This window comes from Comamonas sp. Z1 (genome assembly GCF_008121555.1).
GTDB lineage: Bacteria > Pseudomonadota > Gammaproteobacteria > Burkholderiales > Burkholderiaceae_C > Comamonas > Comamonas thiooxydans.
In genome coordinates this window covers 111,787-131,574 of sequence record NZ_VOQT01000009.1, presented here as the reverse complement: position 1 = coordinate 131,574, position 19,788 = coordinate 111,787, and the positions used below count along the sequence as shown (strand labels likewise).

The window sequence follows — 19,788 nt, the reverse complement described above, 5'->3', positions numbered from 1 at the left end:
GAGGGGGGCATGCGGGCAACCGACGACAGCCTCGCTACGGGGCGGCCCTTGCTCGCTGTCCTGGCGGTTGGCCAGCGCCAATTTCAGCAACAGCCCCTCGTTTTCGTCATGGAGAAACACCATGTGGCATAGCCTGAAAAATATCTGGCGCCTGGGCGTCAAGGAGTTGTGGAGCCTGTGGCGCGATCCGGTGATGCTGGTGCTCATCGTCTACACCTTCACGGCCTCGGTGTACACCGCGGCCACGGCCATGCCCGATACGCTGCACAAGGCGCCGATTGCCATCGTCGACGAAGACCAGTCGCCACTGTCCGCACGCATCACCTCGGCGTTCTACCCACCTCAGTTCATGCCGCCGCAGATGGTGGATTTCAGCCATGTGGATCCCGGGCTAGATGCAGGTGACTTCACCTTCTCGCTGACCATTCCTCCCAACTTCCAGCGCGATGTGCTGGCCGGCAAAAAGGCCGAGCTGCAGCTGAATGTGGATGCCACCCGCATGAGCCAGGCGTTCTCCGGCAGCGGATATGTGCAGCAGATCGTGCTGGCCGAAGTCAACGAGTTCGTGCAGCGTCACCGGGGAGGCAGCGCACTGCCCGTGGACCTGGAGCTGCGCGCCCGCTTCAACCCCGGACTGAACAAGCTCTGGTTCGGCGGGCTGATGCAGATCATCAACAACGTCACCATGCTCTCCATCATCCTCACGGGCGCGGCGCTGATCCGCGAACGCGAGCATGGCACCATCGAGCATCTGCTGGTCATGCCCGTGACGCCTACCGAGATCATGCTGGCCAAGGTCTGGTCCATGGGCGCCGTGGTGCTGCTGGCGGCAGGCGTCTCGCTCAATCTGGTCGTGCGCGGCGCGCTCAAGGTGCCCATCGAAGGCAGTCTGCTGCTGTTCATGGCAGGCTCGGCCCTGTGCCTGTTCGCAACTACGGCCATGGGCATCTTTCTGGCCACGGTGGCGCGCAGCATGCCGCAGTTCGGCCTGCTGATGGTGTTGACGCTGCTGCCGCTGCAATTGCTGTCCGGCGGCATGACACCCCGCGAATCCATGCCCCAGCTGGTGCAGGATGTGATGCTGTTCGCCCCCACCACGCATTTTGTGGAGCTGGGTCAGGCGATTCTGTATCGCGGCGCCGGCATAGAAACCGTATGGAAGCCTTTTCTGTGGCTGGCGGGAATCGGCGCCGTGCTGTTCTGGCTGTCGCTGATGCGGTTCAGAAAAACCTTGTCGAGCATGGCCTGAGTTCTGGCCGGGCACCACGGCAACCATGGCGGGCGTATCGCCTGTTTCTGCTGAAAGTCTTTTTCCTTCCAACTTCAAGGCCTCGACCCATGCCATTCACCATTGAAGAACGCCAATCACTGCTTGCCCTCAAGGGCGTGGGCCCGACGGTACTGAGCCGGCTGGAATCCCTGGGCTACGGCTCATTTGCGCAGTTGCGTCAGGCCAACGCCCTGGACATTGTCGCCAAGGCCTCGGCCCTCACAGGCTCCAGCTGCTGGAAGAACAGCCCTCAGGCACGCGCGGCCATCCAGGCGAGCATCGATGCGGCCAGGCAGCATCCGGCGCAAGAGAGCGAAGCCATTCGGTAAGATTCGCAACCGCCCAGCGTCTGCTCTGGGCCGCCATGAATATCCACATGGCGCCTTCAAGCCCGGCCGCCACTCGATGCGCGTCAAAAAGACTATGAGTGCGCGAGAAGCCGCACCGTATCGCGGGCGGCCACCCACTCCTCATTCGTGGGCTCAACTCCCACCAGTACCCGGCTGTCTGCAGATGAAATGACCGGTGCATGGGCTGCATTGGCCTGGTCATCCAGCCCCAGGCCCAGCCATGCCAGATCGGCGCAGACGCAGCCGCGAATCTCCTCGCTGTGCTCGCCAATGCCCGCCGTGAACACCAGCATGTCCAGCCCGCCCAGCGCAGCGACCAGAGAGCCGATCTCGCGCACGATGCGGCGCACAAAGAGGTCCAGCGCGATGCGCGCCCGCTCGCCAGCCTCACCTGAATCCCGGACATGGCGCAGGATCACGCGCGGCTCGGACGAGATGCCCGACACACCCAGCAGCCCCGAGTCGTGATAGAGCAGATGCCCCACCTCCTGAAGCGTCAGCTTCTCGATCTCCATCAGATAGAGCACGGCCCCCGGGTCCAGCGCCCCTGTACGGGTGCCCATCATCAATCCGTCCAGGGCCGAGAAGCCCATGGTGGTCGCCATGCTTTGCAGCTGGTGCATGCCGCACAGGCTGGCGCCGCTGCCCAGATGGGCGACGATGGTGCGGCCCCTGGCCCTGTCGCCATGACGCTCGGCCAGCGCGGTTGCCATATAGGCATACGAGAGCCCGTGAAAGCCATAGCGGCGCACGCCGCGCTGCCACCATTCGTAGGGCAGTGGCAGGATCTGCTCCACCTTGGGCAAGCTGTAATGAAAGCCTGTATCGAAGCAGGCAATCTGCACGATGTCGGGGCGCTCGCGCAGCAGGATCTCGATGGCCTCCAGCGCAAACGGCTGATGCAGCGGTGCCAGCGGCACATAGCTGCGCAAGTCTCGCAACACGCCTGCATCGATGCGGGTGGACTCGAAATATTTGCTGCCGCCATGCACCACCCGATGGGCGATCGCCGCCACGGGCCGGCCCTCAAGCCGGGCCGTGATGCGCTCGCGGATGATGCGCAGCGCATCGCGATACGGATGCTCTGCACCCAGCTCGATGGCAAAGGGCTGGACGCCGGTTTCGCCGAAGTCGGGAGCGGGCCCGCCAATGCCCTGCACCTTGCCGTTCCACAGGGGTTTGCGCGGCAGGGGACTGGCGGCCTCGAAGACGGCGAACTTGATGCTCGATGAGCCGCAGTTCAGGACGATGATGACGGAATTGCTCATGTCAGGACCTTTGCCTGCCGACGTGACAGAGACTGCTGCGCTTGCCAGTCCGGTGCCATCGGCCATGATTTTCAGGGCGGCGTCTGCCGGTAGTGATGAGCGAGCAGCAGCGCAATCGCACAGGATGCAATGCGGGATTCGCGCGAGTCCGCCCGGCTGGTCAGCACGATGGGCACCTTGGCGCCAAGCACGATGCCTGCGCTGGCAGCGCCGCCCAGGTACATGAGCTGCTTGGCCAGCATATTGCCGCTTTCCAGATCGGGCACCAGCAGGATGTCGGCCTGACCGGCCACTGGCGAAGCGATGCCCTTGGTACGCGCGGCCTCGATGGAGACTGCATTGTCGAAAGCCAGCGGTCCGTCCAGCACGCCTCCGGTGATCTGGCCCCGGTCGGCCATCTTGCACAGTGCAGCAGCATCCAGTGTCGCGGGCATGTTGGGGTTGACCGTCTCGACGGCGGCGAGGATGGCGAGCCTGGGCCTTGCCACACCCAGAACCTGTGCCAGCTCGATGGCATTGCGCGCGATATCGGCCTTCTGCAACAGATCGGGGGCCAGATTGATGGCAGCGTCGGTGACGATGAAGGGGCGTGGGTAGCTGGCCGTCTGCAACACAAAGCAATGGCTGACACGCCTCTTGGTGCGCAACCCGGCACTGCCGGCAACAACAGCCGCCATCAGCTCGTCGGTGTGCAGGCTGCCTTTCATCAGTGCCTCGACTTCGCCGCTGGCGGCAAGTCTGGCACCACGCTCGGCTGCTGCATGACTGTGCGGCACGTCCTCGATGCGCAGGCCCTGCAGCTCGAAACCCTGCGCCAGCGCAATCGCTTCGAGCCTGGCGCGCGGAGCGATCAGGACCGGCTCGATCAGCCCCAGCCGATGCGCATCAAGCGCGGCGGACAGGCTGGTGGCATCGCAGGGATGGACGACCCCCACGCGAACCGGCGGCAGTTCCTTGACAGCCGCCAGCAGCCGGGTCAGGCCGTGATGCGAGGTAACGTCAAGCGGCTGTGCCGCGCCGCCTGATGGCATGGAAACCGCTTGCTGCGAGGCTGGCTGCCGGGGCTGCGCATCGTGGGCGCAGAGCAGCGTCAGCGTGCTCGCGTCACGGGAGGCAACGGTGACGCGCAGGCTGTCGCCGACGTTTATGCCCTCAAACGGCTGCAGCGTCATGTCTGGGCTCGGTTGACTCATCGCACTCCTTTCTTGCCGCGTGGTGCGGCCGGTTTACGTCGCGCAGCAGCTGCAGCCCGCTGGGGAGCTGCAGGAGTCTGTACCGAAGCCGGCACCAGCTCGAGAGGCTCCTGGATCCGGGGCTGCTGCGCCAGCACGGCCTGCTCGAACAAGGCCTGCACCTGCTGCAAGGCATGTCTCACGGCATCATCCTCTGCGCCGGGCTCCTTATCGATGGCTGCCATCTGGGTGATGGCTTCGCCGGCCTTGCGGATGGTGTCGGCAGGCGTGTTCTTCAGCAGGCCTGGAATGGCTTCAATGGCGGCGCTGCCGCATTGCCTCATCACCAGGGTCTGCTCGCGGATGGCGGCTCGCAGCTCGGCCAGACTCCAGCGCCCAGGCGCTTGCTGCTCCAGCAATTGCGCAGCCAGGTGGTAGTAGCGCTCGTCCACCGCGCGACGCCGGGAGAGCACGCTCAGCAAGCCGCGCAGCGTGGCTTCGAGCACGCCGCCCTGATCCACACTGCTCTCGATCTGTCGCTGCCTGCCCGCCATCAGCGCCAGATGCTCGGGGGTGGAGCCAGGATGCTGGCGCACTGCCGCGCTCTCGCCATAAGCATGTCCAGCCAGCGCCTGCATGAGCGGCGAGCCATAGAGCATGTCGAACCACAGGGCGTAGATATGGTCGCGCCGGTCGCGGAAATCATCGAGAGCGCGATCCAGTGCGGCCGAGCACCGCTGCTGCATCTGCAACCAGGGATTGGCCTCATCCACGGGCTGGCGATGTTCGCGTATGTATTCGGCGCTGCTGCGTATCAGGCAAGCCAGGGGGTGCAGGCTGCTCCAGGCTTCAAATTGCAGGCGCATGGGATGCAAGGTCTGCAACCAGTGTGCCGATTGGGAAGTGCTCAGCGCACGCACCCAGGGTTGCCACATGCTGCGATACAGAGCCAGGTTGATGTCGGATACCCGGGCCGCCGCGTCGAAACGGCGATCGGACTCGGGATCGAGCTTGACGATATCGCGCACTTCATCGATGCCGCTGGCACGGATGCTCAACAGATAAGGATCATGGAGCAGCTTTTGCTCCTGCTTCGTGGCATCGTCAACGCTGGCGCGATAAATGCCTGCCGGCAGCAGATTGATCTGCTCGATGGCACTGGCGAACTTGCGGTGCTGCTTGCTGCCGACGGCGCCCGAAACAAAGATGCCCAGGTGGCCGATGCTGTCGTGCGTGCTGAAGATGATGGTCTGGTCGTGGCCGCGCACGTCGTCGTCACTGGCGTACAAATCGGTGATCCAGCCCAGAGCCTGGGCCGGCGGCGTGATGTTGTCGCCATAGGAGCAGAACACGAGGATGGGCGAGCGGATATTGCGCAGATCGATGCGTACCCCGTCCGATGTCAGCAACTGGGCCGTCGACAGCCTGTTGCCTATGAACAGGTTGTCGACGATGTACTGCATCTCCACATCGTTGAGGAAGACATAGCCGCCCCAGTATTTCTCGAAGTCTATATAGCGCTCGGCTTCGGTGTCGACATTCGCATAGACCTTGTACTGCTTGCTCCAGAGCGTGTTGGCCGGATCGAGCTGCTCGAAGTTCTGCACCAGATGGGCGCCGTCGAAGCGGCCGTGACCCAGATCGCTGGCCAGAGCCGTCATCCAGCTGCCCCCGAGAAGTCCGCCCGAATAACGCATGGGATTGTCACCGGCCCAGTACGACAGGGGCGCTCCGGCAACAATGATGGGCCCGAACAGCTCGGGCCAGACAGCGGCCGTCATCAGGATCTGCCAGCCCGCCTGGCAGTTGCCGATGACCGCCGGCTTGCCCTCACTCTCGGGGTGACGCTCGGCCACGCGACGCATGAACGCGGCCTCGGCACGCATCACATCTTCCACCGTTTGACCAGGTACGGGATCAGGCAGAAAACCGACGAAGTAGCAAGGGTGACCAGCCTCCAGCGCAGCACCGATCTCGCTGTGGGGCTTGAAGCCACCAATGCCCGGGCCATGCCCGGCACGCGGATCTATCACGACGAATGGACGCTTGGCGGGGTCGGCAGGCCGGTCTTCGGACGCCTGAATGCGCACCAGGCCATAGTTGACAGGTCTTGGGAGGTCCAGCCCCGACATCACGAGTTCCGCGGGGAAATGCAGCACGTTCGGCATCCTGGCCTCACGCTGGGCCCGGTACTGGTCGCCCACCTGCCGCTCGATGTCGGCATACAGCACGGCACGTTGAGCGGCGTCCACCGCATAGGCCCCGGCAGCCCTCCACCACGCAAAAGGATCAACAGACCCGTTGGTCGACGGACCGGCCCCGCTGGGTTTGCTCATGTCGTGCTCCCGAAGTCACAATCTTCTCGCTCAAGAAGATTCAAAAACAATAGCTCCCAGCGCTTTATGGTTCACCACAAAACGCCGAAAACATCGGATTTTTGCAATGGAGGGCCAGCTGACCAGCCGGCCCGCAGGCTGCAGCGCCGCCGTCTTTAGCTGAAGCTGCGCCAGCCTGTTGCCTACTTCTGCGGCGCTTTGCCGCTCTTGGCCTGAGCGGGGTCCTGAGTTGCCGGCGTCCAGGCCGACAGCCATTGCTTGAAGATGTCCTGCAGCGGCAAAGCGGGCAGATTGGACGCGCCGTCTGCACGCAGGGCCTCGGCCACAGATTTTTGCCAGGCCTCCAGGGCCTGCTGCAGACCGCTGGCAAAAGCCTGCTGGTTCTTGATCGCGATATCGCTGGCGCTCTTGGCATCGCTCATGCGGTCTTCGAGCCTGCGCATGAAAGCCTCGGCGGGCAGGCTGGCCAGTGATTGCCAGTCTTCGGCACGCAGCAGGCTTTGCAGTTCCGCCGTGGTTTCACTGATGCCTGCAGCACTGGTCTGCTGCGCGGCTGCCAGCCAGCGATGGCCACTTTCACGCATAAGCTGAGCGATGCGCAGTTGCAGCTCGGCATTGGCCTTGAACAGATTCAGGGGGGTCGCTTGAATGCTCATATCGTTCTCCCTATGGTGATGGTGGTGCCTATCGAGAGGCTGGCGGACCGTCCGGCATATCACCGTGACCAAACGGCTTTTGAAAACTCAATGCCCGAGCACGTACTGGCCCGGAGCGTCATACAAGGGCCCACCGCTCGTGCCGCCCATGCGCGGCGGGGCTGTCGGTGTGCCGGATCTGTTTTTGAGCCACTCGTCCCATGCCGGCCACCAGGAGCCCTGGCTCTGCTCGGCCTCTTGCTGCCACTGCTGGGCGACAATGTCCTGAGCGCCGACAGCCCGAGTGAGCAACTGATAGCGGCGTCGCGGATGGCCGGGCTCGCTGACAATGCCGGCGTTGTGGCCGCCACTCGTCAGCACAAAGGTGACTTCAGCCGCAGTGTGGTGGTGCAGCTTGAATACCGATTGCCAAGGCGCTACATGATCGGTGAGCGTTCCCACGCAGAAGATGGGCACTTGCAGATTGAGAAGCGAGACCGGCTTGCCATCGACCGGATAGCGGCTTTCACTGAGATCGTTATTCAGAAACAGACGGCGCAGGTATTGCGAGTGCATCCTGGCAGGCATGCGCGTGGCGTCGGCATTCCAGGCCATGAGATCGCTCATCGGTGCCCGCTCGCCCAGCAGGTATTGATTGACCATGCGCGACCACAGCAGATCATGGGAGCGCAGCATCAGGAATGCGCCCGCCATCTGATCGGCGCGCAGATAGCCTTGCTGGGCCATCTGGGCCTCAAGCAGGCTGACCTGCGCTTCGTCGATGAACAGCGCCAGCTCGCCGGGTTCGGTGAAATCGGTCTGCGCGGCCAGCAAGGTCATCGATGCCAGACGCTCGTCTCCATCGCGCGCCATCGCGGCTGCCGCAATGGCCAGCAAGGTTCCGCCCAGACAATAGCCTGCGGCATGCACCTTCTGCCCCGGCACGATGGCCGTGACGACATCCAGCGCCGCGCGCCAGCCCAGCTCGATATAGTCGTCCATGCCCAGATCTCGATCGCCGGCATCAGGGTTCTTCCAGGAGACGCAGAACACCGTATGCCCCTGATCGACCAGATACTTGATCAGCGAATTGTGTGGCGAAAGATCCAGGATGTAGTACTTCATGATCCAGGCCGGCATGATCAATACCGGCTCGGGATGGACCTTGTCGGTTGTCGGCGCGTACTGGATCAGCTCCATCAGTTGGTTGCGCACCACCACCTTGCCTGCGGTGACGGCCACATCGCGCCCCACCTGATACCCCTCGCAACCTGCAGGCGGCTTGTTTGCCAGCTGCGCATGCACATCTTCCATCAGGTACTGGAAGCCACGCACCAGATTCGCCCCGCCCTCTTTGACGGTACGTTCCAGAACTATCGGGTTGGTGGCAAAAAAATTCGCGGGCGAAAGCATATCCAGCCACTGCCTGCTCCAGAACCCGACCAGACGCTCGTGATGTCTTTCAACACCCGGAACACCTTGGACGGCGGCCTGCCACCAGCGCTGCTGAGCAGCAAAGCCCGCACTGATGACATTGAACGGCCATTGCCCCCATTCAGGAGCCTGAAAGAGACGCTCCGCCTCCTGCGTCTGTGGCCCGCCATAGCAAAGTCTGGCCCATTCCTCCAGCGCCAGCCCTGCCAGATCCAGACGCTTTCCCGGGCTGATGGCAAGATTGCCGGCCCAATCCATCCAGGCCTGCCATTGGGACTCGGGGGAAACCGACAGCCACTGCTGCGCCCACATCGCACGCACAGCTTGATCAAGCTGCTGGCTGGAACTGAACTGAGCTTCGGCCTCGCGGTCAACCATAGCGGCCCCTTTTTGCTGCATGGCAATAACGCAACATCTTATGCGCTGCAGAAGTTGTTGCATAGTCACGCCCTGCCGGGAGTTGAGCCACATCAAGCTCCCGCAGCCGGAAGCGAAACCGGCTCCAAACACCAGGCTGCTACAGCTAGAAGAACTCCGCAGCCTTGCCTGGATCAGGCCTTCCGCCGAAGCTATCGGCCATGGTTTGCAAGCTGAACGCACACCACCGCCTGCTGACGCATGCGGTACTGTTTTCTCATTGTGTGCAATAATGGAGAGCTTTTATGCGGAAAGTACACCGGACAGGCTGGTGCGGCTCCCGCACTTGACCAAAGGAAAGATCATGAAAGAAGGCATTCACCCCAATTACCGCGAAGTTCTGTTCGTTGACATGTCCAACGGCTTCAAGTTCGTGACACGTTCTTGCGTTTCCACCAAGGAAACCGAAAACTTCGAAGGTAAAGAGTACCCTCTGTTCAAGCTGGATACCACTTCTGAATCGCACCCCTTCTACACTGGCACACAAAAGTCGGTGGACAACATGGGTGGCCGCGTGGAGAAGTTCCGCAACCGCTTCGGCAAGAAGTAATTCTTACTTTTTTGCTGAAAAGGCAGCCCGGGCAACCGTGCTGCCTTTTTCTTTTTTGGGTGCCGCCCCACGGAATCCCAATGCTCCTATCATCGGAGCACCAAGCGCTTTGACTTCAAGCGCTTTCGCCTGATCTGGCCGTGCAAATTCGCACAGCCGCTACCGGATTGACTGCGTGAACCAGCCCACACCTGCCATCGTTGCCCAAAGCGCTGTACGCCGCCTGCCGCGCTGGGCCCTGCTTTTGCTGTGCCTGGCCTATGTGATTCCCGGCTTTGTCATGCGTGGCCCCTGGCGCTCCAACGATATGGAGGCCTTTGGCTATATGCGCGAGCTGGCGCTGGGCAAGACCGAGTGGCTGGCCCCCAAGCTCTCGGGCCTGGCTCCCAGCATGGACGGCCTGCTGCCCTACTGGCTGGGTGCCTTGTCCTTGCAGGGTTTCGAGTGGCTGCTTGGCGCCGAGATGGCGGCGCGCCTGCCCTTCATCGCCTTGCTGATCGTGACCCTGGGCGCCACCTGGTGGGGAGCCTATTACCTTGCACGCACCCCTGGGGCGCAGCCCGTGGCCTTTGCCTTTGGCGGGGAAGCCCAGCTGATCGACTATGCCCGCGCCATGGCCGATGCGGCTTTGCTGGCCCTGGTTGCCTGCCTGGGCCTGGCGCAGCTCTCGCATGAAACCACCAGCTATGTCACGCAGCTGGGCTGCACGGCGCTGCTGTTTTTTGCAGCGGCGGCCATGGCCTATCACCCCAGGAAGTCAGCCGCGGCACTGCTATTCGGCCTGCTGGGATTGGCCCTGAGCGGCGCCCCCACTCTTTCCGTGCTGTTCGGACTGGGTGGCAGCGTGATCGCCTTCACACAGCGCAGCTGGGGCGACAATCCCGGCCGCGCTCACCGTCAGGCCCGCGCCTGGGCCGCAGCCTGGCTGGCCGCCACGGTGCTCGCAGCAAGCCTGACCACGGCTCTGGATCAATGGGTCTGGCATCTGGTGGACTCGTTCAAGGACTGGGATGCCCTGCTGCAACTGCTGCTGTGGTTCTGCTGGCCTGCCTGGCCCCTGGCTTTGTGGACGCTGTGGGTCTGGCGCCGCCAGATTGCCTACCCCGGCCACAACCCGCATCTGTCCATCGCCCTGCTGTTTGCCACAGTCCCGGTGGCTGCCTGCCTGAGCAGCACCCCGGCCGATCGGGCACTGCTGCTGGGACTTCCCGCCATTGCCACCCTGGCCGCCTTCGCCCTGCCCACTTTCCGCCGCAGCATCAGCGCGCTGATCGACTGGTTCACGCTGCTGTTCTTTACGGCATCCGCGATTGCCATCTGGGTGGTCTGGCTGGCGTTTCAGACCGGATTCCCGCCCAAGATCGCCGCCAATATTGCGCGTCTGGCTCCGCAATTCGAGGCCAGCATCTCCTGGCCCACGGTCATCGTGGCGTTGATCGCCACTGCCGGCTGGTTTGTGCTGGTGATCTGGCGCACCTCGCGCAATCGTGCAGCCATCTGGAAGAGCCTGGTGCTTCCTGCCGGCGGCGCCACACTGAGCTGGGTGCTGCTGTCCACACTCTGGATGGAGCCGCTGGATCATGCTCGCAGCTATGAATTCCAGATGACACAGCTGGGTGGCGAACTCAAGCAGAACGGCGCCACAAGCTGCGTGCTGACCTACGGCCTGGGCCGTTCGCAGATTGCGGCCGTGCGCTACTACACCCATGTGGATACGGCACTATTGCGTCGCAGCAATCCCGGCGACTGCGGCTGGGCGCTGGTCGACGCAGACCGCTGGGCGGGCGATCACAATCGCAAGCTGCGCCAGGGCTGGAGCGAGGTCAGCCGCATCACCCGTCTGGCAGGCCAAAAGGAAGTCCTGGTACTGCTCAAGTACACCGGCCCCAAAGCCCCATGAAGGGCGAATTGCAGTACATAGGACGGCATGCGGGCACCGTGCTGGCCGGACAGCTGGCCGTCATGGCCTTTGGTACCACCGACACCATCGTGGCCAGCCGCTATTCCAACGATGCCGTGGCCGCCCTCTCCGTAGGGTCGGCCATTTTCATCAGCGTCTATGCCTCGCTGATGGGCATTTTTCAGGCTCTTCTGCCCTTGTGGTCCGAGCAGCGCGGCGCCGGTCAGCCCCTGGCCATAGGTCAATCGCTGCGCCAGTCCATGTATCTGTGCGCCATGGCCTGCGTGCTCGGCATGGCGGTGCTGCTCATGCCCGGTGCACTGCTGCACTGGACGGGCGTGCCCGATGCGCTGCAACTGGAGGTCAAGCGCTATCTCGCCGTACTGGCCTGGGGCTTGCCACCGGCGCTGCTGTTTCGCATCTACAGCGCGCTCAACCAGGCGCTAGGCCACCCCAAGCTGGTCACCTGGCTGCAACTCATCTCGCTGCTGATCAAGATCCCCTTGTCCATCTGGTTCACCTTTGGCGGGCTGGGGCTTGCGCCCCTGGGAGCAGTGGGCTGCGCACTGGCCACGCTGCTGGTCAACTACACCATGTTTGCCGTGGCTCTGTGGCTGATGCGCACTCAGGATTTCTATGCTCCGCTGGCGCTTTGGCAGAAGCTGGAGCGCCCTGACTGGCGGCAACTGGGCCATTTCTGCCGCCTCGGCATTCCTGCAGGCCTGGCCATTCTGGTGGAAGTCACCTCCTTCACCCTCATGGCCCTGTATGTGGCAAGGCAGGGCTCGCTCTCGTCCGCCAGCCACCAGATCGCCGCCAATCTGGCCGCCATCTGCTATATGGTGCCGCTGTCTCTGGCCATTGCGACCAGCGCCCGCGTCAGCTATTGGCGCGGCGCCGGTGACGAAGCCCAGGCCAGGACGCTGATTCAACAGTGTTTCAAGCTTGCTCTGTTCATCGGTATTGCGACAGCAGCTACGCTCTTGATCGCTCGCACCTGGATTGCAGACATCTACACCGACTCCCCGCGGGTGCTGGCAATGACGTCCTGGCTGCTGATCTGCGTGGCTGCATACCATGTGGCGGACTGCGTGCAGACCTATTGCATTTTCGTGCTGCGCTGCTATCGCGTGACCGTGGCGCCTCTGGTGATCTATTGCCTGCTGCTGTGGGGCGGCGGCCTGGGCCTTGGCTACTGGCTGACCTACCGATGGCAAGCAGCCGAAGGCTGGCTGGACTGGCAGGCCACGCCCATGCCCTTCTGGGTTTGCAGCGCGGCAGCCCTGTTTGTCACGGCCATGGCCTTCAGCAGCATTTTGCACAGAGCCATACGACCTCCTAAGCCGCAGACCCAGCCTGGAGCCTCCTAGTGAGAAAGTGCCTTGGCAGGCGCTTCAGCAACTGCCCGCACACGGCTGGGCGGGAAGGTGACGGCGAATTCCGAACCCTTGCCCAGCTCACTCTCAATACTGAGCCTTGCGCCATGCCGCTGCAGCACATGCTTGACGATGGCCAGCCCCAGGCCGGTGCCGCCCGTGTCACGTGAGCGGCTGCGATCCACGCGATAAAAGCGCTCCGTCAGGCGCGACACATGCTTTTCGTCGATGCCAGGGCCGGAGTCCTTGACGGCAAAGCGGGCCGATCCATCGGGCAGCAGTTGCCAGCGCACATCGATCTGCCCGCCAGCCGGCGTGTAGCGCATGGCATTGGCCAGCAGATTAGAAAACGCACTGTGCAGCTCTGCACTCGCGCCTGCCAGATCTCCGGCCTGCCGCAGCGCCTGCTCATCAGGAAAGTTCAGCACATGGGGTTTGGCCTGCTTGCGCGTCAAGGCATTGGACAGGCCACGAGCCTCGTTCTCACAGCGATTGAGCAGTTGCGCCACCGACACCCAGTCATTGTTGCTGGGCAGCGGGCTTCCCTCCAGGCGCGACAGGGTCAGCAAGTCTTCCACCAGATGCTGCATGCGCTCGGCCTGCTGGGCCATCAGCTCCAGATAGCGCCTGCGCTCGTCTTCCTCGAGCGGCAGGTTCTGCAGGGTCTCGACAAAACCGGCCAGCACGGTCAGAGGCGTGCGGATTTCGTGCGAGACATTGGCCACGAAGTCGCGGCGCATGGCCTCGGCCTGCTCCAGCGCCGTCACATCGCGCGCCAGCAGCAGCTTGCGCCCTTCACCGTAGCCGTAGAGCTGCACCGACAGCTTGACCGGCCGCGAAGGTGTGCTTTCGCGCCCCTGCATGACCAGATCATGACTGAAGTCCTGCGCTGCAAAATAGGCACTGAACTGAGGATCTCGCACCAGATTACCGATGCTTTGCAGCACATCGCGCTCGGCATCAAAGCCGAACTGCTTGGCGGAAATCTGATTGCACCATTCGATGCGGCCCTGTGCATCGAGCAGGACCACGCCATTGGGACTGGCCTGCAAGGCAGACAGAATGTCATTGAGCCGCTGGTCGCCCTGCTGCACCTGCTGCACGCTCTGGCGAATCCAGCGGCGCATGCGCACGCTGGCCTCGCCCCAGATCCCTGCCAGATTGGGCACTGCGCCCAGCTCCGACTGGCGCAGCCAGTGCAGCAGCCGCGCGCCATTCCAGCTGTCCACCAGCCACCATATCCAGCCGCCGATCAAGGCGCCCGTCATGGCCGCCACGCATTGCTGCAGCACCGTCGCACCGGGTGCAACGAGATAGGCCCACAGCAGCCATACCACCACGGCTGCCGCGACCTGAGAAGCCAACAATCGAAAACCACGCCACCCCATATTTGCTTTCAGTTGTGATTTTTGACGACCCAGCCAGGCCGGGCCGAGGTTCGGGGGGAAATGCTGTCAGGCCATGGCCTGGGCGCTGAAACGGTAGCCCGCACCGCGCACGGTCTCAATCAGAACACCCGCCACGCCCAGCGATTCTCGCAAGCGCTTGACGTGCACGTCCACGGTGCGCTCTTCAATGAAGACATGATCGCCCCAGACCTTGTCGAGCAACTGCGCACGGCTGTGCACGCGCTCGGGGTGCTTCATCAGATAGTTGAGCAGCTTGAACTCGGTGGGACCGATCTTGAGCAGATCGCCCTGCCAGCTCACGCGGTGGGCCGCGGCATCCAGCACCAGCTCGCCAATGCTGACCTTGTCCTGCACCTGTTCAGGCGCACGGCGGCGCAGCACGGCACGAATGCGGGCCAGCAGCTCCTGGGTGGAGAAAGGCTTGGTGATGTAGTCATCCGCACCGGCATCCAGTCCCGCCACCTTGTCGGGCTCGTCGCCACGCGCCGTCAGCATGAGAATGGGCACGGCCTTGGTGCGGCTGTCGGCACGCCATTTGCGAGCCAGAGACAGACCGCTGGCCCCGGGCAGCATCCAGTCGAGCAAAATCACGTCGGGCAGCACGGCATCAAGCTCGCGCTGCGCCGAAACGCCGTCTTCCGCCCAGACGGGCTGGAAGCCGTTATGCCTCAAATTGACCGCGATCAACTCTGCAATCGCAGGTTCGTCCTCCACGATGAGGACCATGGGCATCTTCTTCATCCCTGAGTAGCCTCCGTCTTACAACACCGCAGATTCGATTTCAGCCATGGTCTGATGGCGCACATCCTTGCCCTCGACCAGGTAGATGATCAGCTCGGCCACGTTCTTGGAGTGGTCGCCGATACGCTCGATGGCCTTGGCCAGGAACAGCAGGTCCAGGCTGGCGGAGATGGTGCGCGGATCTTCCATCATGTAGGTGATGAGCTTGCGCACAAAGCCGTCGAACTCTTCGTCGATCAGGTCGTCTTCACGCAAGATGGCCACTGCCGCCTTGGTGTCCAGTCGTGCGAAGGCATCCAGGGTCTTGCGCAGCAGCTCGGAAGCCATCTGTGCCGCCATGCGCAATTCGCCGCTGGGCAGCGAACGGGCAGCGCCGCTTTCGATGATGGACTTGACCATGCGCGCCATCTTGCAGGCTTCGTCGCCCATGCGCTCCAGGTTGGCCGTGGCCTTGGAGAAGGCGATCAGCAGGCGCAGGTCGCGGGCCGTGGGCTGGCGGCGCGCAATGATGGACGACAGCTCATGGTCGATCTCGACCTCCATGGCGTTGACGCGCTGCTCGGTGCTGATGACCTGCTCAACCGCTTCGGTGCTGAAGCTGGTCAGTGCGTAGACGGCATTGCTGATCTGCGACTCGACCAGACCGCCCAGCTCCATGACGCGTGCCGAGACACGATTGAGTTCGGAGTCGAACTGCGTGGACAAATGTTTTTCTGTCATTTTTAAGTCCTTAGCCGAAGCGGCCTGTGATGTAGTCTTCCGTTTCCTTGCGCTGGGGCTTGAAGAACATTTTTTCGGTGTCGCCAAACTCCACCAGATCCCCCAGATACATATAGGCCGTGTAGTCGCTGCAACGGGCGGCCTGCTGCATGTTGTGTGTCACGATGACCACGGTGTAGTCGTTCTTCAGCTCCGCGATCAGCTCCTCGATCTTGGCCGTGGAGATGGGGTCCAGCGCCGAGCAGGGCTCGTCCAGCAGCAGCACTTCGGGCTTGATGGCAATGCCGCGAGCGATGCACAGACGCTGCTGCTGACCGCCCGACAGACCCGAGCCGCTTTGCTGCAGCTTGTCCTTGACTTCGTTCCACAGTGCTGCCTTGCGCAGCGCCCACTCCACGCGGTCGTCCATGTCCGAGGCGTTGAGATTCTCGAACAGCTTCACGCCGAAAGCGATGTTGTCATAAATGGACATGGGGAACGGCGTGGGCTTCTGGAACACCATGCCGACCTTGGCACGAATCAGTGCCACATCCTGCTTGCTGGTCAGCAGATTGTCGCCGTCCAGCATGATCTGACCTTCGGCGCGCTGCTCGGGATAGAGCTCGAACATGCGGTTGAAGGTGCGCAGCAGCGTGGACTTGCCGCAGCCCGAGGGACCGATGAAGGCCGTGACCTTCTTCTCGGGAATATCGAGATTGATGTTCTTCAGCGCGTGAAACTTGCCGTAGTAGAAGTTCAGGTCGCGCACGGCCAGCTTGATGTTGGCGGGAGCAGTGATTGCAGTCATGATCTTGAACTTTCGAATTATTTCTGGCGGGTGATGAAACGCGCCAGGATATTCAGACCCAGCACAGCCACAGTGATGAGGAAGACACCGGCCCAGGCCAGTTGCTGCCAGTTCTCATACGGGCTCATGGCAAATTTGAAGATGGTGACCGGTAGGCTGGCCATGGGCTTGCTCATGTCGGCATTCCAGAACTGGTTGTTCAGCGCCGTGAACAGCAGCGGAGCGGTCTCTCCTGCAATACGGGCCACTGCCAGCAGCACACCGGTGATCACGCCGGCGCGGGCTGCGCGCAAGGTCACCATGATGATGACCTTCCACTTGGGCGTACCCAGCGCATAAGCTGCTTCACGCAGGCTGGCGGGAACCAGCACCAGCATGTTTTCCGTGGTGCGGATGACCACGGGAATCACGATCAGCGCCAGCGCGATCACGCCGGCCATGCCGGAGAAGCTCTTGAAGCGCACCACCACCACGGTATAGACAAACAGACCGATGACGATGGAGGGTGCCGACAGCAGAATGTCGTTGACGAAGCGGGTGGTGGAAGCCAGCCAGCCTTTTTTGTCGTACTCGGCCAGATAGACCCCGGCCATCACGCCGATAGGCGTGCCCACGAAAGTGGCCAGCGCCACCATCATCAGCGAGCCCCAGATGGCATTGGCAATACCGCCCTCCTCGTTGGGAGGAGGCGTCATCTGCGAGAACAGTGCGAAGTTCAGACCGCCCAGGCCCTGGCGAATGGTTTCCCAGAGAATCCAGACCAGCCAGAACACGCCAAACAGCATGGCTGCCATGGACAGGGTCAGCGCGACCTGATTGAGGCGCTTGCGCTTGTTGTACTTGGCCTGACGCACCGCAGCCAGATCGGCTGCGTCGAGCATTTTGGTGGAGGTGGAGGTCGGGCTCATGAGCGGGCTCCTTCGTTCTTCTGCAGACGGTTGAGCAGCAGCTTGGAGCAGGCCAGCACCACGAAGGTGATGAAGAACAGCACCAGACCCAGATAGATCAGCGACGCCTGATGCAGGCCCTCGCCCGCTTCGGCAAACTCATTGGCCAGCGCCGAGGTGATGCTGTTCGCAGCCTCGAACACGGACAGGGAATTGAGCTGGTTCATGTTGCCGATCACAAAGGTCACGGCCATGGTCTCGCCCAGTGCACGGCCCAGGCCCAGCATGACGCCGCCCAGCACGCCGGTCTTGGTATAGGGCAGCACCACTTTCCAGACCACTTCCCAGGTCGTGGAGCCCAGACCGTAGGCCGACTCCTTGAGCAGCGCCGGCGTGACTTCGAACACATCGCGCATCACGGAGGCGATGAAGGGGATGATCATGATGGCCAGAATGATGCCGGCCGACAAAATACCGATACCCACGGGAGGGCCGGAAACAAAAGCGCCCAGATAGGGCACACCGGTCAGCAGGTTCTGCAGGGGCTGCTGCACATAGGTGGCCAGCACGGGGCCGAACACCATCAGGCCCCACATGCCGTAAACAATGGAGGGAACTGCGGCCAGCAACTCGATGGCAGTGCCCAGAGGGCGCTTGAGCCAGGCGGGCGAGAGTTCCGTCAGAAACAGGGCAATGCCGAAGCTCACGGGCACTGCAATGATGAGCGCGATGGCCGAAGTGGCCAGCGTGCCGTAAATCATGACCAGACCGCCGTATTGATCCTGCACGGGGTCCCAGACACTGCTGGCCAGAAAGCTCAGACCATATTCGGAGATGGCGGGCCAGGCGCCGAAGATCAGCGAAACCATGATGGCCAGCAGCAGCACCAGCGTCAAAATTGCTGCGCTGCGTGCCAGGCCACCAAACAAACGATCCGCCATACGTCCCGAGATCATCGGAGCACGTGGCGGAGAGGGAGAGCGTCGCTTGGCGGCATCGGTGGGGGCTGCAGCCAGCGAACTGGAGGGCGACGTAGTGGACACGTGAGCGCCTTTATTCGCAAAGGGTTGAAACAAGCAGCGAACATACCGTCCGGCACGGCAGCCCGCTGCTCACTGATGACACGAAATTACTTGGAAACAACCTTGCCCGAAGCGTCCTTGATGTCGTTCCAGGACTTGTAGATCACGTTCTTGACTGCGTCGGGCATGGGCACATAGTCCAGGTCGGCGGCAGTCTAGTCACCTTGCTTGTAAGCCCAGTCGAAGAACTTCAGCGAGGTGGCGGCCTGAGCAGGCTTTTCCTGAGTCTTGTGCATCAGGATGAAGGTTGCCGAGGTGATGGGCCAGGCGTTCTTGCCGGGCTGGTTGGTCAGAATCTGGTAGAAGCTCTTGGCCCAGTCAGCGCCAGCAGCAGCTGCCTTGAAGGTCTCGTCGTCAGGAGAGACAAAAGCGCCTTCCTTGTTCTGCAGCTGTGTGTAGGTCAGCTTGTTCTGCTTCACATAGGCGTACTCGACATAGCCGATGGAGTTGGGCAGGCGCCCCACGAAGGCGGCAACGCCTTCGTTACCCTTGCCGCCGGCACCGGTGGGCCAGTTCACGGCCTTGCCCTCGCCCACTTTTTCCTTCCACTCGGCATTGACCTTGGAGAGGTAGTTGGTGAAGCCGAAGGTGGTGCCGGAGCCGTCAGCGCGGCGCACGGGAGCGATAGCGGCGTCAGGCAGCGCCACACCGGGGTTCAGCGCCGTGATGGCGGGGTCATTCCACTTGGAGATCTTGCCCAGGTAGATATCGCCCAGCACCTGGCCCGACAGCTTCAGCTGGCCGGGAGCCACGCCCTTGATGTTGACCACGGGAACAATGCCGCCGATCACGGTGGGAAACTGAACCAGACCCTTCTTGGCCAGTTCGTCATCCTTCAGGGGTTCATCGGAAGCACCGAAGTCCACGGTCTTGGCTTCGATCTGCTTGACACCGGCACTGGAACCCACGGACTGATAGTTAATCTTGACGCCGGTAGCCTTGTGATAGTCGGCAGCCCACTTGGAATACAGAGGAGCCGGGAAGCTCGCACCGGCACCTGTGGCTTCCTGGCTGGCGTTGGCAATACCCGCTGCAGACAGAGCACCAGCCACCAGAACGTGAATCAAGGACAACTTCATGAAACGACCTCTTAGGGTTGAAAGATTCGATGGAGTGAACTTTAAAAACCTTTTATGACAAGGTCGTGACATGAAAATTTCAAGGCGCAACCGAGTGAAAGAGCTCCAAAGCGGTCATGCGAGTGTCATATTTCATTCGCAAACTGCTGAGCCTTGACCCGCAGACCCGGCCCGGGTAACAGCTTGTCGCAAGGCTGGAGTCTGATCACCGGCAATGTATGACATAGTCTGTCACACAGCGTGAGCGCACTCCGGCGGCCCAACCCGGCAAATACCTGCAAATACCTGACTTGGCAGAGGTTGAACCCCACGCCCCGCAAGCTCGATGACGGCCCGTATTGCATATTCCACTGCCCGGTGCATGTGTCGCCTGTT

16 protein-coding genes and 1 pseudogene are annotated in these 19,788 nt (G+C 62.2%); 5 read left to right on the top strand and 12 right to left on the bottom strand.

The features are described from left to right. Positions 1-121: 121 nt before the first annotated feature. Both FSY45_RS16915 and FSY45_RS16910 read left to right on the top strand, forming a co-directional pair. The gene (locus tag FSY45_RS16915) at positions 122-1,249 is read left to right on the top strand and encodes an ABC transporter permease (protein ID WP_046462517.1); all 1,128 of its coding nucleotides are present in this window, start codon (positions 122-124) and stop codon (positions 1,247-1,249) included. Between the two features lie 89 nt (positions 1,250-1,338). Continuing rightward, positions 1,339-1,599 (top strand): Pathogenicity locus, encoded by a 261-nt coding sequence (locus FSY45_RS16910; protein WP_046462518.1) that lies wholly within the window; start codon positions 1,339-1,341, stop codon positions 1,597-1,599. Positions 1,600-1,691: 92 nt separating this feature from the next. On the opposite strand, the gene FSY45_RS16905 is transcribed toward FSY45_RS16910, so the two are convergent. The 5 genes from FSY45_RS16905 to FSY45_RS16885 form a co-directional block, all read right to left on the bottom strand. Beyond that, entirely contained in the window at positions 1,692-2,888 is a 1,197-nt protein-coding gene (locus FSY45_RS16905; protein WP_046462534.1) for an acetate/propionate family kinase, read from the bottom strand. Positions 2,889-2,959: 71 nt separating this feature from the next. Then, on the bottom strand, positions 2,960-4,081 hold the full coding sequence (locus FSY45_RS16900) for a bifunctional enoyl-CoA hydratase/phosphate acetyltransferase (RefSeq protein WP_080944571.1): 1,122 nt from the start codon (positions 4,079-4,081) through the stop codon (positions 2,960-2,962). Beyond that, positions 4,078-6,396 carry a DUF3141 domain-containing protein gene (locus tag FSY45_RS16895; protein WP_046462519.1) on the bottom strand — a complete coding sequence of 773 codons (2,319 nt, stop codon included), beginning with the start codon at positions 6,394-6,396 and terminating at the stop codon, positions 4,078-4,080. Before FSY45_RS16895 ends, FSY45_RS16900 begins: the two co-directional genes overlap by 4 nt. Before the next feature lie 182 nt (positions 6,397-6,578). Beyond that, a complete protein-coding gene (locus FSY45_RS16890; protein WP_003067311.1) occupies positions 6,579-7,052 on the bottom strand; it encodes a phasin family protein in 474 nt (157 codons plus the stop codon). A gap of 87 nt (positions 7,053-7,139) precedes the next feature. Beyond that, on the bottom strand, positions 7,140-8,843 hold the full coding sequence (locus FSY45_RS16885) for an alpha/beta hydrolase (RefSeq protein ID WP_046462520.1): 1,704 nt from the start codon (positions 8,841-8,843) through the stop codon (positions 7,140-7,142). 343 nt (positions 8,844-9,186) lie between these two features. Between FSY45_RS16885 and FSY45_RS16880 the strand changes: the two genes are divergently transcribed. From FSY45_RS16880 to FSY45_RS16870, 3 genes are all read left to right on the top strand, one after another. Continuing rightward, entirely contained in the window at positions 9,187-9,432 is a 246-nt protein-coding gene (locus FSY45_RS16880) for a type B 50S ribosomal protein L31 (protein ID WP_003053459.1), read from the top strand. A gap of 175 nt (positions 9,433-9,607) precedes the next feature. Continuing rightward, a complete protein-coding gene (locus FSY45_RS16875; RefSeq protein WP_046462521.1) occupies positions 9,608-11,332 on the top strand; it encodes a hypothetical protein in 1,725 nt (574 codons plus the stop codon). Next, a complete protein-coding gene (locus tag FSY45_RS16870) occupies positions 11,329-12,702 on the top strand; it encodes an MATE family efflux transporter (protein ID WP_046462522.1) in 1,374 nt (457 codons plus the stop codon). Before FSY45_RS16875 ends, FSY45_RS16870 begins: the two co-directional genes overlap by 4 nt. Here FSY45_RS16870 and phoR read toward each other — a convergent pair. From phoR to pstS, 7 genes and pseudogenes are all read right to left on the bottom strand, one after another. Next, on the bottom strand, positions 12,699-14,075 hold the full coding sequence (phoR, locus tag FSY45_RS16865) for a phosphate regulon sensor histidine kinase PhoR (RefSeq protein WP_046462523.1): 1,377 nt from the start codon (positions 14,073-14,075) through the stop codon (positions 12,699-12,701). The two genes, FSY45_RS16870 and phoR, sit on opposite strands and share 4 nt — an antisense overlap. A gap of 87 nt (positions 14,076-14,162) precedes the next feature. Beyond that, entirely contained in the window at positions 14,163-14,858 is a 696-nt protein-coding gene (phoB, locus tag FSY45_RS16860) for a phosphate regulon transcriptional regulator PhoB (protein ID WP_003053455.1), read from the bottom strand. Between the two features lie 18 nt (positions 14,859-14,876). After that, entirely contained in the window at positions 14,877-15,578 is a 702-nt protein-coding gene (gene phoU, locus FSY45_RS16855) for a phosphate signaling complex protein PhoU (protein WP_003067322.1), read from the bottom strand. Positions 15,579-15,588: 10 nt separating this feature from the next. Next, the gene (gene pstB, locus FSY45_RS16850) at positions 15,589-16,365 is read right to left on the bottom strand and encodes a phosphate ABC transporter ATP-binding protein PstB (protein WP_003067324.1); all 777 of its coding nucleotides are present in this window, start codon (positions 16,363-16,365) and stop codon (positions 15,589-15,591) included. A gap of 17 nt (positions 16,366-16,382) precedes the next feature. Beyond that, positions 16,383-17,273, bottom strand: coding sequence for a phosphate ABC transporter permease PstA (pstA, locus tag FSY45_RS16845; protein WP_003067325.1), 891 nt, complete (start codon positions 17,271-17,273; stop codon positions 16,383-16,385). After that, the gene (gene pstC / locus FSY45_RS16840) at positions 17,270-18,208 is read right to left on the bottom strand and encodes a phosphate ABC transporter permease PstC (protein ID WP_046462524.1); all 939 of its coding nucleotides are present in this window, start codon (positions 18,206-18,208) and stop codon (positions 17,270-17,272) included. Before pstC ends, pstA begins: the two co-directional genes overlap by 4 nt. A gap of 173 nt (positions 18,209-18,381) precedes the next feature. Continuing rightward, positions 18,382-19,413: pseudogene (gene pstS / locus FSY45_RS16835) on the bottom strand (phosphate ABC transporter substrate-binding protein PstS). Positions 19,414-19,788 lie beyond the last annotated feature (375 nt).

Excerpts from the sequence above, each read along its gene's own strand:
- FSY45_RS16915 (WP_046462517.1), top strand. The coding sequence starts at position 122 with ATGTGGCATAGCCTGAAAAATATCTGGCGCCTGGGCGTCAAGGAGTTG.
- FSY45_RS16910 (WP_046462518.1), top strand. The coding sequence starts at position 1,339 with ATGCCATTCACCATTGAAGAACGCCAATCACTGCTTGCCCTCAAGGGC.
- FSY45_RS16905 (WP_046462534.1), bottom strand. The coding sequence starts at position 2,888 with ATGAGCAATTCCGTCATCATCGTCCTGAACTGCGGCTCATCGAGCATC.
- FSY45_RS16900 (WP_080944571.1), bottom strand. The coding sequence starts at position 4,081 with ATGAGTCAACCGAGCCCAGACATGACGCTGCAGCCGTTTGAGGGCATA.
- FSY45_RS16895 (WP_046462519.1), bottom strand. The coding sequence starts at position 6,396 with ATGAGCAAACCCAGCGGGGCCGGTCCGTCGACCAACGGGTCTGTTGAT.
- FSY45_RS16890 (WP_003067311.1), bottom strand. The coding sequence starts at position 7,052 with ATGAGCATTCAAGCGACCCCCCTGAATCTGTTCAAGGCCAATGCCGAG.
- FSY45_RS16885 (WP_046462520.1), bottom strand. The coding sequence starts at position 8,843 with ATGGTTGACCGCGAGGCCGAAGCTCAGTTCAGTTCCAGCCAGCAGCTT.
- FSY45_RS16880 (WP_003053459.1), top strand. The coding sequence starts at position 9,187 with ATGAAAGAAGGCATTCACCCCAATTACCGCGAAGTTCTGTTCGTTGAC.
- FSY45_RS16870 (WP_046462522.1), top strand. The coding sequence starts at position 11,329 with ATGAAGGGCGAATTGCAGTACATAGGACGGCATGCGGGCACCGTGCTG.
- phoB (WP_003053455.1), bottom strand. The coding sequence starts at position 14,858 with ATGAAGAAGATGCCCATGGTCCTCATCGTGGAGGACGAACCTGCGATT.
- phoU (WP_003067322.1), bottom strand. The coding sequence starts at position 15,578 with ATGACAGAAAAACATTTGTCCACGCAGTTCGACTCCGAACTCAATCGT.
- pstB (WP_003067324.1), bottom strand. The coding sequence starts at position 16,365 with ATGACTGCAATCACTGCTCCCGCCAACATCAAGCTGGCCGTGCGCGAC.
- pstA (WP_003067325.1), bottom strand. The coding sequence starts at position 17,273 with ATGAGCCCGACCTCCACCTCCACCAAAATGCTCGACGCAGCCGATCTG.
- pstC (WP_046462524.1), bottom strand. The coding sequence starts at position 18,208 with ATGATCTCGGGACGTATGGCGGATCGTTTGTTTGGTGGCCTGGCACGC.